At 54.2% G+C, this 15,369-nt stretch carries 14 protein-coding genes; 9 read left to right on the forward strand and 5 right to left on the reverse strand.

Annotated elements, in window-relative coordinates:
- Positions 1-128 precede the first annotated feature (128 nt).
- The 6 genes from acrA (at position 129) to F8561_RS02910 (ending at position 6,970) form a co-directional block, all read left to right on the forward strand.
- On the forward strand, positions 129-1,322 hold the full coding sequence (gene acrA / locus F8561_RS02885; protein WP_151887127.1) for a multidrug efflux RND transporter periplasmic adaptor subunit AcrA: 1,194 nt from the start codon (positions 129-131) through the stop codon (positions 1,320-1,322).
- Between the two features lie 22 nt (positions 1,323-1,344).
- The gene (gene acrB, locus F8561_RS02890; RefSeq protein ID WP_014168904.1) at positions 1,345-4,491 is read left to right on the forward strand and encodes a multidrug efflux RND transporter permease subunit AcrB; all 3,147 of its coding nucleotides are present in this window, start codon (positions 1,345-1,347) and stop codon (positions 4,489-4,491) included.
- 512 nt (positions 4,492-5,003) lie between these two features.
- The gene (gene tomB / locus F8561_RS02895) at positions 5,004-5,378 is read left to right on the forward strand and encodes an Hha toxicity modulator TomB (RefSeq protein WP_020885187.1); all 375 of its coding nucleotides are present in this window, start codon (positions 5,004-5,006) and stop codon (positions 5,376-5,378) included.
- Positions 5,379-5,405: 27 nt separating this feature from the next.
- Positions 5,406-5,624, forward strand: a complete 219-nt coding sequence (locus F8561_RS02900; RefSeq protein WP_014168902.1) for an HHA domain-containing protein — start codon at positions 5,406-5,408, stop codon at positions 5,622-5,624.
- Between the two features lie 209 nt (positions 5,625-5,833).
- Entirely contained in the window at positions 5,834-6,385 is a 552-nt protein-coding gene (maa, locus tag F8561_RS02905; RefSeq protein WP_020885188.1) for a maltose O-acetyltransferase, read from the forward strand.
- Positions 6,386-6,502: 117 nt separating this feature from the next.
- Positions 6,503-6,970, forward strand: a complete 468-nt coding sequence (locus F8561_RS02910; RefSeq protein WP_020885189.1) for a YlaC family protein — start codon at positions 6,503-6,505, stop codon at positions 6,968-6,970.
- Here the strand turns inward: F8561_RS02910 and F8561_RS02915 are convergent.
- Positions 6,942-8,402, reverse strand: coding sequence for a PLP-dependent aminotransferase family protein (locus F8561_RS02915; protein ID WP_151887128.1), 1,461 nt, complete (start codon positions 8,400-8,402; stop codon positions 6,942-6,944). The genes F8561_RS02910 and F8561_RS02915 overlap by 29 nt on opposite strands.
- A 100-nt stretch (positions 8,403-8,502) precedes the next feature.
- Between F8561_RS02915 and F8561_RS02920 the strand changes: the two genes are divergently transcribed.
- The gene (locus tag F8561_RS02920) at positions 8,503-9,213 is read left to right on the forward strand and encodes a GNAT family N-acetyltransferase (RefSeq protein ID WP_148576354.1); all 711 of its coding nucleotides are present in this window, start codon (positions 8,503-8,505) and stop codon (positions 9,211-9,213) included.
- On the opposite strand, the gene ykgO is transcribed toward F8561_RS02920, so the two are convergent.
- Together ykgO and F8561_RS02930 are read right to left on the reverse strand one after the other, a co-directional pair.
- A complete protein-coding gene (ykgO, locus tag F8561_RS02925) occupies positions 9,210-9,350 on the reverse strand; it encodes a type B 50S ribosomal protein L36 (protein WP_003859006.1) in 141 nt (46 codons plus the stop codon). The genes F8561_RS02920 and ykgO overlap by 4 nt on opposite strands.
- 2 nt (positions 9,351-9,352) lie before the next feature.
- The gene (locus F8561_RS02930) at positions 9,353-9,613 is read right to left on the reverse strand and encodes a type B 50S ribosomal protein L31 (protein WP_010428154.1); all 261 of its coding nucleotides are present in this window, start codon (positions 9,611-9,613) and stop codon (positions 9,353-9,355) included.
- A 208-nt stretch (positions 9,614-9,821) separates the two neighbouring features.
- Between F8561_RS02930 and F8561_RS02935 the strand changes: the two genes are divergently transcribed.
- Entirely contained in the window at positions 9,822-11,387 is a 1,566-nt protein-coding gene (locus F8561_RS02935) for an EAL domain-containing protein (protein WP_032677530.1), read from the forward strand.
- Here F8561_RS02935 and F8561_RS02940 read toward each other — a convergent pair.
- The gene (locus F8561_RS02940) at positions 11,380-11,652 is read right to left on the reverse strand and encodes a metal/formaldehyde-sensitive transcriptional repressor (RefSeq protein WP_020885193.1); all 273 of its coding nucleotides are present in this window, start codon (positions 11,650-11,652) and stop codon (positions 11,380-11,382) included. The genes F8561_RS02935 and F8561_RS02940 overlap by 8 nt on opposite strands.
- Positions 11,653-11,786: 134 nt before the next feature.
- Between F8561_RS02940 and F8561_RS02945 the strand changes: the two genes are divergently transcribed.
- Positions 11,787-12,620, forward strand: coding sequence for a nickel/cobalt efflux protein RcnA (locus F8561_RS02945; RefSeq protein WP_148576353.1), 834 nt, complete (start codon positions 11,787-11,789; stop codon positions 12,618-12,620).
- A gap of 33 nt (positions 12,621-12,653) precedes the next feature.
- Here F8561_RS02945 and F8561_RS02950 read toward each other — a convergent pair.
- Positions 12,654-15,369 (reverse strand): beta-galactosidase (locus F8561_RS02950; protein ID WP_151887129.1); only part of this gene is annotated, 2,716 nt, incomplete at its 5' end.

Below are 15,369 nucleotides of genomic sequence, written 5' to 3' on the forward strand. Positions count from 1 at the left end.
TACAGGAGTCAGATTTACATACATTTGTGAATGTATGTACCATAGCATGACGATAATATAAACGCAGCAATGGGTTTTTGGACTCAGGACCATTGATCAATTTGAAATCGGACACTCGAGGTTTACATATGAACAAAAACAGAGGGTTAACGCCTCTGGCGGTCGTTCTGATGCTCTCAGGCAGCTTAGCGCTAACAGGATGTGACGACAAACAGGCTCAACAAGGAGCTCAGCAGGTGCCAGAAGTTGGCGTGGTGACGCTCAAGTCCGAACCTCTCCAGATAACGACAGAATTACCGGGCCGTACCAGCGCATACCGCATCGCAGAAGTGCGTCCTCAGGTGAGTGGTATCATCCTGAAACGTAACTTCACCGAGGGTGGTGAAGTGAAAGCTGGCGAGTCTCTGTATCAGATTGATCCGGCAACCTACCAGGCCTCCTATGAGAGCGCGAAAGGCGATCTGGCGAAAGCAGAAGCTGCAGCCAAAATCTCCCAACTGACGCTGAACCGTTACAAAAAACTGCTCGGTACCAAGTACATCAGTCAACAGGATTATGACACTGCCCTGTCTGATGCACAGCAGACCAACGCCGCCGTGATTGCCGCGAAAGCTGCAGTGGAAACAGCGCGTATCAACCTCGCCTATACCAAAGTGACCTCCCCAATCAGCGGTCGCATCGGTAAATCTTCCGTCACGGAAGGGGCGCTGGTGCAGAACGGTCAGACCAACGCGTTGGCCACCGTGCAGCAGCTTGATCCGATTTACGTTGACGTGACCCAGTCCAGCAACGATTTCCTGCGCCTGAAACAAGAGCTGGCAAATGGCACGCTGAAGCAGGAAAACGGTAAAGCCAAAGTGGAGCTCGTGACCAATGACGGTATCAAGTTCCCGCAGACAGGCACACTGGAATTCTCCGATGTGACGGTCGACCAAACCACCGGTTCCATCACCTTACGTGCGATTTTCCCGAACCCGGATAAGACACTCTTACCTGGTATGTTCGTTCGCGCGCGTCTGGAAGAAGGCACCAACCCAACCGCACTTCTGGTGCCTCAGCAGGGTGTCACCCGTACGCCACGTGGCGACGCGAGCGCACTGGTTGTCGGGGCTGATGACAAAGTCGAAACGCGCAACATCACTGCCACGCAGGCGATTGGCGATAAATGGCTGGTGACGGAAGGTCTGAAAGATGGCGATCGCGTGATTATTACTGGTTTGCAAAAAGTTCGTCCTGGCGCGCAGGTCAAAGCACAGGAAGTGAAATCTGACGATAAACAACAAGCTTCGGCCGCTGGCCAGTCAGAACAAACCAAGTCTTAACTTAAACAGGAGCCGTTAAGACATGCCTAATTTCTTTATCGATCGCCCCATATTTGCATGGGTGATCGCCATAATCATCATGCTGGCTGGGGGACTTGCGATCCTGAAGCTGCCTGTCGCGCAATATCCAACGATTGCGCCACCGGCGGTAACAATTTCCGCAACCTACCCCGGGGCTGATGCAAAAACGGTGCAGGACACCGTGACACAGGTTATCGAACAGAACATGAACGGTATCGATAACCTGATGTACATGTCCTCAAACAGTGACTCAACCGGTACGGTACAGATCACCCTGACCTTCCAGTCAGGTACTGATGCTGACATCGCGCAGGTTCAGGTCCAGAACAAACTGCAGCTCGCCATGCCGTTGCTGCCACAAGAAGTACAACAGCAGGGTGTGAGCGTCGAGAAATCGTCCAGTAGCTTCCTGATGGTTGTTGGCGTTATCAACACCAACGGCACCATGACGCAGGAGGATATTTCCGACTACGTGGGCGCCAACATGAAGGACGCCATCAGCCGTACGTCTGGTGTGGGTGACGTTCAGCTGTTCGGTTCTCAGTACGCGATGCGTATCTGGATGGATCCGAACAAACTGAACAACTTCCAGCTGACGCCGGTGGACGTGATCAACGCCATCAAAGCGCAGAACGCCCAGGTTGCCGCCGGTCAGTTAGGCGGTACCCCGCCGGTGAAAGGCCAGCAGCTTAACGCCTCGATCATCGCACAGACCCGTCTGACCTCCGCCGATGAGTTCAGCAAAATTCTGCTGAAGGTGAATCAGGACGGTTCACAGGTTCGTCTGCGCGACGTGGCGAAAGTGGAACTGGGTGGCGAAAACTACGACATCATTGCGAAGTTTAACGGCAAGCCAGCTTCCGGTCTCGGGATCAAACTGGCGACAGGTGCTAACGCCCTGGACACCGCGACGGCTATCCGTGCGGAACTGAAGAAGATGGAACCGTTCTTCCCGTCCGGCCTGAAGATCGTTTATCCGTATGACACCACGCCGTTCGTAAAAATCTCGATTCACGAAGTGGTTAAAACCCTGGCAGAAGCGATCATCCTGGTATTCCTGGTCATGTATCTGTTCCTGCAAAACTTCCGCGCGACGCTGATCCCAACCATCGCCGTACCGGTCGTATTGCTCGGGACCTTCGCCATACTGGCCATCTTTGGCTACTCGATAAACACCCTGACGATGTTCGGGATGGTGCTCGCCATCGGCTTGCTTGTGGATGACGCCATCGTGGTGGTAGAAAACGTCGAGCGTGTCATGGCGGAAGAAGGTCTACCGCCGAAGGAAGCAACCCGTAAATCCATGGGCCAGATCCAGGGCGCGCTGGTCGGTATCGCGATGGTACTGTCTGCGGTATTTATCCCGATGGCCTTCTTCGGCGGCTCAACCGGTGCAATTTATCGTCAGTTCTCCATCACCATCGTCTCGGCGATGGCGCTGTCGGTACTGGTTGCATTGATCCTGACGCCTGCACTGTGTGCCACCATGCTGAAACCTGTTCAGAAAGGCGGTCACGGCGAGCATAAAGGGTTCTTCGGCTGGTTTAACCGCATGTTTGATAAGAGCACGCATCACTACACCGACAGCGTGGGTAACATCCTGCGCAGCACCGGTCGTTACCTGCTGCTCTATATCATCATCGTGGTGGGTATGGCCTATCTGTTCGTTCGTCTGCCAAGCTCGTTCCTGCCCGATGAAGACCAGGGCGTGTTCCTGACGATGGCACAGCTGCCGGCGGGTGCCTCGCAAGAACGTACCCAGAAGGTGCTGGATGAAGTGACGGATTACTACCTCACCAAAGAGAAAGCTAACGTTGAATCCGTGTTTGCAGTTAATGGCTTTGGCTTTGCGGGTCGTGGTCAGAACACCGGTATTGCCTTCGTTTCTCTGAAAGACTGGTCAGAACGTCCGGGCGAAGAGAACAAAGTTGAGGCGATTACTGGCCGTGCAATGGGCACGTTCTCACAGATTAAAGATGCGATGGTCTTCGCCTTTAACCTGCCAGCGATTGTTGAACTGGGTACAGCGACAGGTTTCGACTTCCAGCTGATTGACCAGGGCGGTCTGGGTCATGAAAAACTGACACAGGCACGTAACCAGCTGTTCGGTGAAGTGGCGAAACACCCTGACCTTCTGGTCGGCGTGCGTCCTAACGGTCTGGAAGATACGCCTCAGTACAAAATCGACATCGATCAGGAGAAAGCACAGGCACTGGGCGTTTCCATCAGTGACATCAATACCACGCTGGGCGCGGCCTGGGGCGGTAGCTACGTTAACGACTTCATCGACCGTGGTCGTGTGAAGAAAGTGTACGTGATGTCAGAAGCGCAATACCGTATGTTACCGAACGATATCAACAACTGGTACGTTCGCGGCAACAACGGTCAGATGGTGCCGTTCTCATCCTTCTCTACGTCGCACTGGGAATACGGTTCGCCGCGTCTGGAACGTTATAACGGGCTGCCATCCATGGAGATCCTGGGTCAGGCCGCACCAGGTCGAAGCACCGGTGAAGCCATGAACCTGATGGAAGAGCTGGCAGGTAAACTGCCTGCGGGTATCGGCTATGACTGGACCGGTATGTCCTACCAGGAACGTCTGTCCGGTAACCAGGCCCCTGCCCTGTACGCCATTTCACTGATTGTGGTCTTCCTGTGTCTGGCGGCACTGTATGAGAGCTGGTCGATTCCGTTCTCCGTTATGCTGGTGGTGCCACTGGGGGTTATCGGTGCGCTGCTTGCGGCAACGTTCCGTGGATTAACCAACGACGTGTACTTCCAGGTGGGCCTGCTGACAACCATTGGCTTGTCGGCGAAGAACGCGATACTTATCGTTGAATTCGCCAAAGATCTGATGGAGAAAGAAGGTAAAGGCCTGATTGAGGCGACCCTTGACGCGGTGCGTATGCGTCTGCGCCCAATCCTGATGACATCACTGGCATTTATCCTCGGGGTAATGCCGCTGGTTATCAGTACCGGTGCCGGTTCCGGTGCACAGAACGCCGTCGGTACAGGCGTTATGGGGGGTATGGTTACCGCAACCGTACTTGCTATCTTCTTCGTTCCGGTATTCTTCGTGGTGGTTCGCCGCCGCTTTAGCCGCAAGAATGAAGATATTGAGCACAGTCATTCGGTAGAACCGCACTGATACCGGTTTCACATGATAAAAAGGCCGCATTAGCGGCCTTTTTCTTTTTCAGAAAAAAATCATAAAATAGGCTTATTGTGCTTCTATTTATTTCCTGCCGCCTAAAATGACATATCATAATTAAGTGATAACGTAATCGGTGAATTCAGGATTTTTTTAATTTCATTTCCCTGCTTAAGTGATTAGGAATATTCCTAACCATATCTTCAGACAAAGAGAACTCCGGATTTGGACATCTTAGGATTGTTTACGCTAAGCCAATGAAACGTAAGGGAGCGAAAAAAAATTCCGCGTTAATCTGGATAAAAATGTTTAGTTCTGAAGGCACATTTGCGTAAAGGCTCGCAGTCAGTGCTTTTATTTGTAATTTTTCGTAATAGCGCGGTGAAATCTTGATCAGAGTGGATTATAGTTAGAGTTATCAGGAACACAGCACCCGTGCGGCTAAGTATGTTGTATCCATCCCGACATGATGTTCGGTGAGTAAGAAATCACTCAGAAGGGGATGCGCTATGGACGAGTACTCGCCAAAAAGGCATGATATCGCGCAGTTGAAATTTCTCTGCGAATCCTTGTACCATGACTGCCTTGCCAATCTTGATGAAAGTAACCATGGCTGGGTAAACGACCCAACGTCTGCCATCAATTTACAGTTAAACGAGTTGATCGAGCATATTGCAACCTTCGCACTTAATTATAAAATTAAGTACAATGAAGATAATAAGCTGATTGAGCAAATTGATGAATACCTGGATGACACCTTTATGTTGTTCAGCAGCTACGGCATTAATGCGCAAGATTTGCAGAAATGGCGTAAATCGGGCAACCGACTATTTCGTTGCTTCATCAACGTGAGCAGAGCTAACCCCGTTAGTCTTTCCTGTTAAAATTATTACAATTAGTAAGGTAAATTTATGTCTGAAAAACCACTCACAAAAATCGATTATTTGATGCGTTTGCGACGCTGTCAGTCAATAGACACGCTTGAACGTGTAATTGAAAAGAATAAATACGAGCTTTCTGATAATGAACTGGCGGTATTTTATTCAGCGGCTGACCACCGTCTTGCTGAACTGACCATGAATAAGCTGTATGACAAAATCCCAACGTCCGTGTGGAGATTTGTCCGTTAATCTTTGAAGTGTGTCTGTAGAGGTTCTACGCCACTTTCTCAGCTGTATTCAACTTTCTGGCTATACCCTCCTGCCCCAGTGCAGGTCTCCGTGTAAAACGTGCTCATCCGCAATATTATTGTGATAATAGTCACAGTGATTTTCCGGGAACGTTCCCCTGCTATCCTGTTCCGATTACCCTACGGTAAAGACGACCAGTGAGGTTCCCAATGAGCATAGAAAAGCAGAAGATGATTGCAGGTGAACATTACCGCCCTGGTGATGAAACATTACGGGCCGACCGATTACGCGCCCGACACCTGGTTCACCGTTATAACCACACTGCACCTGATGAGAAACTCGAACGCCAGAACATTCTGGCGGAACTCCTCGGGCAAAGCGAAGGGGCCTATATTGAGCCGAGCTTCCGCTGTGACTATGGATATAACATTTATCTGGGCAAAGAATTTTACGCCAATTTCGATTGCGTGATGCTGGATGTCTGCCCGATACATATTGGCGACAACTGCATGCTCGCGCCAGGGGTGCATATTTACACGGCAACCCATCCGCTGGACGCCGACGCGCGTAATAGCGGCGTGGAGTTTGGCAAGCCGGTGACCATCGGCAACAACGTCTGGATTGGCGGACGTGCGGTTATTAACCCGGGCGTTACGTTGGGTGATAATGTGGTGGTGGCCTCTGGCGCTATCGTAACGAAAGACGTCCCGGCGAATGTCGTCGTCGGCGGCAATCCGGCAACAATCATTAAACGGCTGTAAAGTGACGGGGAGTCAACTGTTATGGTCTTTTAGCGCCTGACTGTTACTTTTTTCAGCCAAATGGCTCCCCTAAAATTGGCAGACATCCTGTATTGTCAATTCTCATAAAGGCAAAAAATGACCGAGATACAGCGCCTGCTTACTGCCACCATCGACGATCTTAATCACCGCGAAAAGCGCGACAATCGCCCGCGCTTTAGCATCAGCTTTATTCGCAAACACCCTGGACTGTTTGTCGCAATGTATGCCGCCTGGCTGGCGACACTGATTGTGATGCTGAAGTCCGAAACTCTGGTGGACTCCGTCTGGCTGCTTGTCATTCTGTTTGTGGTGTTTAACGCCTTTTTCTTTTTTGACGTTAATCCCCGCTACCGCTACGAAGATATCGACGTCCTTGATTTCCGGGTTTGCTATAACGGTGAATGGTATAACACGCGTTACGTGCCGCCGGAGCTGATCGAAAGCATCATGCACTCCCCCGCGGTTGAAACAGTGCAAAAAGAGAAGCTGCAGAAGATGGTATCCACCAAAGGTCAGCTCTCTTTTTATGATGTCTTTACCCTTTCCCGTCCTGCTGCTGTGTGATTAAAGCCTGTATGCGTCGGATACCCGACACAAACTGAGAAGCAGAGGTATTGCCGTAACCTAACACCAGACCGGTTTGCCCCTGCTTCGGCTCCAGGTAATACCCGCTCAGTGCAGCGGGTGCCAGCTGAAACGCCCTCGCCTGCTCAACCACTTTTTGGTCGTCGATGCCGTCTATTGCCAGCGTCAGATGCATCCCCCCTTCACCCGCCAGAATGCGATGCGGAATATGAAGCTCAGCACTCAGCACCTCACGCAGCTGCCGGTAGCGCTTACGGTAGAGCCGGCGCATGGCGGCAAGGTGGCGGGCATAATGTCCTTCCTCAATAAACAGCGCCAGGGTTCGCTGTTCGGCGCGATGCCCGCCACGCAGCAGCGCGCCAATGGCCGGACGGGCCGCTTTTGCCAGCGCCGGGGGTAACACCATGAACCCCATTCTCAGCGACGGAAAGAGGGTTTTGCTGAAGGTACCGAGATAGACAACCGGCGCATTGTTGACCATTCCCAGCATTGCAGGCACGGGCTCACCGGAATAACGAAACTCGCTGTCGTAATCATCTTCAATAATCCAGGCGTTATGCTGCCGGGCCAGATCCAGCAGCGCCAGGCGTCGCCGCGCACTGAGCACGCTTCCGTACGGAAACTGGTGCGAAGGTGAGGTGAAAATAAGCGCAGGGGACGGCGTATCCAGCCCTTCCCAGAACATGCCTTCGTCATCAACCGGCATCCCCGTCATGACTAAGCCCGCTTTGGCAAAGGCGCTTTTAGCCCCGCCATAGCCAGGATCTTCCACCCACGCGACGCTGCCGGGTTCGCTCAGCAGCATCGTGCAAAGGTTTACCCCCTCAAGCGCGCCTTCGGTCATTACTATCTGACTGGCATCGCAGTCAATGCCGCGCGAAAGGGCCAGATGGCGGGCAATGGCCGCCCGCAGCGACGGCTCCCCGGCAGGATCGCCATACCCTAACAGCGCGCTGCCCTCTTCGCGCAGAACCCGGTCGTACAAGCGCCGCCACAGCGGCAGGGGAAAGTAGTTGATGGCCGGTGTTCCCGGCGTAAATGCCGGAACCGGGGTATCACGTGGCACCGGCGCAGGCAGCGAGGCGACCCGGCTGCCGAGCGTGACGGCAGAGTCCGGCAATGCCTGAACGAGCGTACGCTGCGCCAGCTGCGCCACCCGCGTCCCCTGGCGGTTACGCAGCAGATACCCTTCGAGCGTCAGCTGTTCCAGCGCCGCATTGACGGTATTCCGTGAAAGCGAGAGCTGCTGAGCCAGCATTCGCGAACCGGGAAGCCGGCTCCCGGCGTGTAGCTTGCCGCACAGTATCGCCTCACGCAATGCATGATACAGTGCACGCTGTAGCGTCTCTTCCCCCCGCGCTTTCAACGCGGCATTCAGCAAAGTATAAAATTCATCGCCCGGTATGTTCATCTCGCCTCCCGTGGTACCACCAAAACATAGCTGAGTGGCACTTTTTAAGGAACCAGTAATTCACTAGTCTGGCGTTCTTATCAACGTCACGGACAGTAAAATGAAAACATTCAATGAGTTTGGACAGCCAGTAGGCGAGGCGCTTATCGACTGGCAACCCCGCCAGCACCCTTCACGTGTGGTGCTTCAGGGCCACTATTGTCGCCTTGAGCCGCTGCGGGTGGAGCACGCTGAGGCGTTGTTCAGCGCGTATTCTCTGGCCGAAGATACCCGCAGCTGGACGTGGCTGTTGCGTGAGCCGGATGCCAGTGCAGAGGCGTTTGCAGGGTGGGTAGAGAGCGTGCGTGACTTATCCGATCCGATTCACTTTAGCGTTATCGACAACCATACCCAGTCTCCGGTCGGCACGCTGGCTCTGATGCGGATCGATCCAACCAACGGCGTTGTGGAGGTGGGACATGTTCATTTCTCCCCGCTACTCAGCCGCACGCCGATGTCGACGGAAGCGCAATATCTGCTGATGCGATACGTGTTCGACACCCTTGGGTATCGTCGATACGAGTGGAAGTGCAACAGCCTGAACGCACCTTCGCGCAAGGCGGCACTGCGTCTTGGCTTTCAGTTTGAGGGGCGTTTTCGTCAGGCGCTGGTCACGAAAGGTCATAACCGGGATACCGACTGGTTTTCGATTCTCGACAAAGAGTGGCCGGCGCTGGCGAGTGCCTTTGAAGGCTGGCTTGCCACCGACAATTTTACTGCCGATGGCAACCAAAAAAGATCCCTGGAAAGCTGGCGCGAAACACGCGTCTAGCGTCTTTTCTTACGTCCCTGAACCGCCTTAAAGCGCGGATTGGATTTGCAAATCACGTATAAGCGTCCCTTGCGTTTGACTATCTGGCAATCCGGGTGACGCTGTTTTGCACTGCGCAATGAGTTAAGTACCTGCATGGTTATCCCCGCTTCGCATTAAGAAAGCCGCCGAAACGCTTACGGAAGCGCGCCGCACTGCCATCCGTCGAGAACGTTTTCTGCTTGCCGGTGTAGAACGGGTGCGATTTTGAAGAGACCTCGATGGTGATATACGGATACGTTTCACCGTCGAGTTCAATTTCGCGGTCGGTCTTAATGGTTGAGCCGACTTTAAAGTATTCATTAGCACTGGTGTCGTGGAACACCACGGTGCGATAGGCTGGGTGGATATCTGGTTTCATCGTAAACTCTTTATGTTTTGTTATAACATAACAAAATGATATCTAACCCCTGCTGAAAAAACAACCCCTCTGCCCCGACGATATTTTCTGTTGTGCCGTAAATCATGACCTGCGCGTGCTATAACTTTATCATTTAGCGGTAAAATCTTTCTCCTCTGGCAGGTTTTTCAGCGCCCAGGAGCGGGCATAAGAGGAAGGAAACAGCACCATGAAAACCCGACATCTGGTCAGTCTGGTGACCGGCGTACTTATCATTGCGGTGCTGGTTCCGATTAGCCTGAGCATCTGGCTGGCACATCGCCAGGCGGAAGATAAGTTTGTCGATGCGCTGGATAGCTATGCCTCACGCGTGCTGATACGTACCGCCAGGGTGGTGGATGATGCAAAGGAAGCGCTCAATAGCCTGCAGACCTTTAAAGGAATCCCCTGTAGCGTTATGCATTTAAGGGAGATGCGGCGGGTCGCTTTTTCATGGCGTTATGTTCAGGAAGTTATTTATATCAACAATCTTGAACCCCTTTGCTCGTCCCTGGAACAAACCAGTCAGTCGGCCCCTTTCCCGCCGCCCATGCGAATCACGGAAGATGGTTATGGCACATGGCTCACCACGCAAAACGATCTCGGTTTTAGCCGCTACATGGCGGTCCTGGGTCGGGGCCACTATCTGGTGCTGGTGGATCCTGCCTCGCTTGTCGATGTGATCCCTTTCGGTGAGATCGCCACAGATGCCGCCCTGGTGGGCAGCAAATCACATCTCATTTTTGCCAGCAGCAGCAAGCTCGATCCGCATATCCGCAATCTGGTTAAGGATCAGGGCGTCACCCGCATTCAGTACAACGGCTCGATATACATTATGAAGCCTGTTCCTGAACTGGGGTTTACGGTGGTCGCCTGGGCGGCGTTAAAACCGCTGGCTGAAACCTGGCACAAGCAACTTCTCATCTGGCTACCATTCGGCATACTGATAAGTCTGCTTGCCGCACTCTTTGTTTTACGACTGCTGCGTCGCATCCAGTCGCCACGCAACCGGCTGCTTGACGCCATCAATAACCGGGAATTTGTGGTTCATTACCAGCCCATTATTGAACTCTCTAGCGGGAAGATTGTGGGCGCAGAGGCGCTAACCCGCTGGCCCCAGCCTGACGGGAGCAGCCTTTCACCGGATATTTTTGTGCCGCTTGCTGAGCAAACGGGGCTCATCTCGCAGCTGACGCATTTGGTCATTGAAAAGGTGTTTGAGGATATGGGCTACTGGCTGCACCTTCATGCCGGGCAGCATATTTCCATTAACCTCGCGCCGGCCGATTTGACCTCGGGAAAACTTCCGCCACTGTTGAGTCACTTAATGAATAAGTGGAAAGTCCATCCGCAACAGATCGCCCTTGAGTTAACCGAGCGCGGCTTTGCCGATCCTAAAATCAGCGCACCGGCCATCGCCGCCTTTCGTCATTCAGGCCACGCAATCTATATTGATGATTTCGGTACGGGCTATTCCAGCCTGAGCTACCTGCAGGATCTGGATGTCGACACGCTAAAAATCGATAAAGCGTTTGTGGATGCACTGGAATATAAAAACGTGACGCCACACATTATTGAAATGGCAAAATCGCTGAAGCTGGCGATGGTTGCGGAAGGCGTGGAGACCGAAGGGCAACTCGCCTGGCTACGTCGTCACGGCGTGCAGTATGGGCAAGGTTGGTACTACAGCAAGGCGTTGCCGAAAGCGGACTTTATTCTTTGGGCGGAAGATAACCTCAAAACACATCCTACTTAAGATAGGATTTGATCACCTGTAACACGACGCCAAGATCGGCTTCGCGCTGAGCTTCTTCAGGCTCTTTCACCACATGATCGGTGAGATGACCTTCGATCACCTGCATCATCATGCCGTTTACCGCACCGCGGATCGCCGCCAGCTGTTGTAACACGTCGGCGCATTCGTGGTCGCTATTGAGCATTTTTTCCAGAGCAGCGCTTTGCCCCTGAATTTTCTTCAGGCGAGTCAATAACATCTTCTTATCGCGAACTGTATGTGACATCTCTGTCTCCCTTATCGTATGGCTTTTAAAGCATATCATGCTCTACTCCCCCTGAGTATTTTTCTACTGGGGGGTAGTATTAGACTACTGGGGGGGAGTAGTATCTGAACACGCTTTCCACTCCGGAATTTTCCATGAACGATTTTGCTTCACTCCTCCAGCAGGGCAATGCCTGGCTGTTTGTACCCAGCGCTATCCTCCTCGGCGCGCTGCATGGCCTGGAGCCGGGCCACTCCAAAACGATGATGGCCGCGTTTATTGTGGCTATTCGCGGTACGCTGAAACAGGCGGTGTTGCTTGGTCTGGCGGCAACGCTTTCCCATACGGCGGTGGTCTGGATCATTGCCATGGCAGGATTATGGTTTGGCCGGGGCTGGGATGCGCATACGTCTGAGCCCTGGTTCCAGCTGGTCTCGGGGATACTGATCGTGCTGATCGCCCTGTGGATGGCCTGGCGAACCTGGAAGGAGAGTCAGCCACACGATCACCACCATCATCACGATCACCATGACCATCATCATCACAACCATGACCATAACCACCATCATGATCATCACGACCATGGGCATCCACTGGTTGAAGAAGAGTGGCAGGACGCCCACCAGCGCGCGCACGCGCAGGATATTAACCGCCGCTTCAACGGCCAGAACGTTACCACCGGACAAATTGCACTGTTTGGCCTGACCGGAGGGCTTATCCCCTGCCCGGCCTCAATCACGGTCCTGCTCATCTGCCTGCAGCTGAAGCATTTTGCCCTCGGCGCAACGCTGGTATTCAGCTTCAGTATTGGTCTGGCGTTAACGCTGGTCGCTTCCGGTGCAATTGCCGCCCTGAGCCTTAAGCATGCGACAAAACGCTGGCCGGGTTTCAGCGAGTTTTCACGAAAAGCACCGTGGATCTCCGCTGCCCTGATTACTGTGGTCGGGATTTACATGAGCCTGCACGGCCTGAGCGGTATCCTGGCGTAAGCGAGGCGGCCACTGCTGTGGCCGCCTCTTTGCTCAGTCAGGGTTCTGCTGCCAGCTGAAGGTATAGCGAAGCTGGCGTTTCTGCAGAATAAATTCCGGCGAGACGCTGGGGCTCCACGAGTCATCACCGCCCACGCCCATATGGAACGCGTCCAGGTTAAGCCAACACCCCGGCTCCTCGCGCAACAGATGATGGTGAGTTGTCTCATGCAACTGCTGCTGGCTATAGCGGCTGACGGAGAAATGGAACAGGCCATTCAGCCGATGCGCGCCCAGCAGCAGTTCACGGGTATCACAGCGCAGACCATTTTCTGTCGGGAAGATGTAAGGCGTGTGCATGGCTTCCAGCGGTAATGTCCAGCGCCCCTGCTGAGCCGCCAGCGTTCTGTCCGGGTAATTTTCATGTGGCCCAAGCCCCAGCCACTGAACCGTTTCCGGCGTTGCGGCAAGGTGAACACTCAGGCCTACGCGTGCCGGTTCCGGGATATCAGACGCAATATCGACCTGAATATCGCCATGCAAAACGCCCCGATCGTCCACCCGCCAGACTTTACGGCTCAGGAACAGCGCTTTAGCGCGATACTCCCAGACATGAAGGGTTTTCACCACCGCCTCGGCTGCATGCTGCTCTCCTTCACAGTGCAGTAATCGCGGGGTGAGCTCGTACATGCCTGCCGCTTTCCAGCGCTCCACCCACGCATTCGGATCGATTCGCGTGGCCTCGCTCACGCCAATATCATTGTCCAGCGGTGCGCGGCTAACGTTATCCGTCAGCGGTGAGAGCAGCGTTTCAACGCCATTGCGCCACCATTGCGTCAGGTGTCCTGACGCGCGGTTGAACTGCCAGCGTTGCTGCTGATGCACCAGCTCAAGCACGTCGCCAGTTTGCGTTAACACCGGCGGTACACCTTCCGGTGCTGGCGGGGCGATATACAGGGGAGTCGGAACCGGCCACTGCTCCCACGCGCAGCGATGGTTTGCCGGTGACCACGGCGTCGCCCGCGGCTGATGCACTTCAACGTTCAGCCAGACGTCACCCGGTTCAGGCGCCAGCGCTGGCAGGTTGATGTCCAGACGCTGTGTGCCCTGGGGAGCAATGGAGAGCGTCACGTCCCCCCTGGCCAGCACGCTGCCGTCACGGACAAGGGTCCAGCGTAGCACCTCGTTATCGGTATGACGGAACAGGTAATCGCTGTGGACTTCAATCACCAGCGGAGACGTACTTACCCGCGTAAAGGTGAAAAACTGCTGAGCGCGCTGGGCTTCATACAGTGCCGGATGCGGTGTGCGATCGGGAAAAACCAGCCCGTTAAGGCAGAACTGGCGGTCATTGGGCGTGTCGCCAAAGTCTCCCCCGTAGGCCCAGAACGGTGTGCCATTGTCGTCTTTTCTGGTCAGCGCCTGATCAACCCAGTCCCAGACAAATCCCCCCTGCAGGCGAGGATGGCGGCGAAACGCCTGCCAGTATTTGGCAAAACCACCGAAGCTGTTCCCCATCGCGTGGGCGTATTCACAGAGAATAAGCGGACGCGTTTCATCCGGCATGCCGATCCATTTTTTAACAGACCATTTCGGTACCGCCGGGAAGGGCTGATCCTGATCGACCCGGGCATACATCGGGCACACGATATCGGTCGCTGCCGTATTCGCCCCACCGCCTTCGTACTGCACCGGACGCGTCGGATCGGTGGTTTTCAGCCAGCGATACAGTGCGTCATGGTTCGCGCCATGGCCGGACTCATTCCCCAGCGACCAGATGATAATCGAAGGATGATTGCGGTCGCGCTGCACCATGCGGGTAACGCGTTCGCTCATGGCAGGGAGCCAGCGCGGATCGTCAGCAAGGCGACTCATCGGCACCATGCCGTGGGTTTCAATATTGGCTTCGTCGACGACATACAAACCATAGCGGTCGCAAAGCGTGTACCACAGCGGATGGTTCGGATAGTGCGAGCAGCGCACGGCGTTGAAGTTATGCTGCTTCATGAGTTCGATATCGCGGCGCATCGTCGCTTCATCCATCACCTGGCCGTTTTCCGGGTGATGCTCATGCCGGTTAACGCCGCGGATCAGCAGGGGTTTACCGTTGAGCTTCAGCAGGCCATTGCTGATCTCTATGCGGCGGAACCCCACATCGCAGGCCTCCGTTTCCAGCACCTCACCCTGCGCGTTTAGAAGGGTCATCGTCAGGCGATAAAGTTCCGGCGTTTCCGCACTCCACAAAGCGGGCGCCTCAACGGGGAGCGTCACCGTTAGCCGCTCGGCCCAGCCGCCGCGCTCATCGACAACGGCAGTGCCCGGCCGCCCGGTGGCACTGGCGCATTTTTCGCCGTTGCGCCACAGGGTAAACGCCACCTCACACTCCGCAAACTGTGCGCCTGCGAGCGCGAGATCCACCTTCAGCACCGCGCGATCCCGCTCCGCATTCAGGTCAGTCACAACCTGATAATCGGCAATGTGCGTCTCTGGCTTATGCAGTAGCGACACATCGCGGAAAATCCCGCTCATGCGCCACATGTCCTGATCTTCCAGATAGCTCCCGTCGCACCAGCGCAACACCATGACCGCAATGCGGTTCTGGCCAGGACGCAGTACCGCTGAGAGATCGAATTCGGCGGGCAGTCGGCTGTCCTGTGAATAACCGATCCACTGACCGTTACACCACAGATGAAACGCCGAATTCACGCCATCGAAGATAATGCGGGTTTGGCCGCTCTGCAGCCAGGCATCATCCATCTCAAATGTGAGC

Source organism: Enterobacter sp. 198, assembly GCF_009025585.1.
GTDB classification, from domain to species: domain Bacteria; phylum Pseudomonadota; class Gammaproteobacteria; order Enterobacterales; family Enterobacteriaceae; genus Enterobacter; species Enterobacter ludwigii.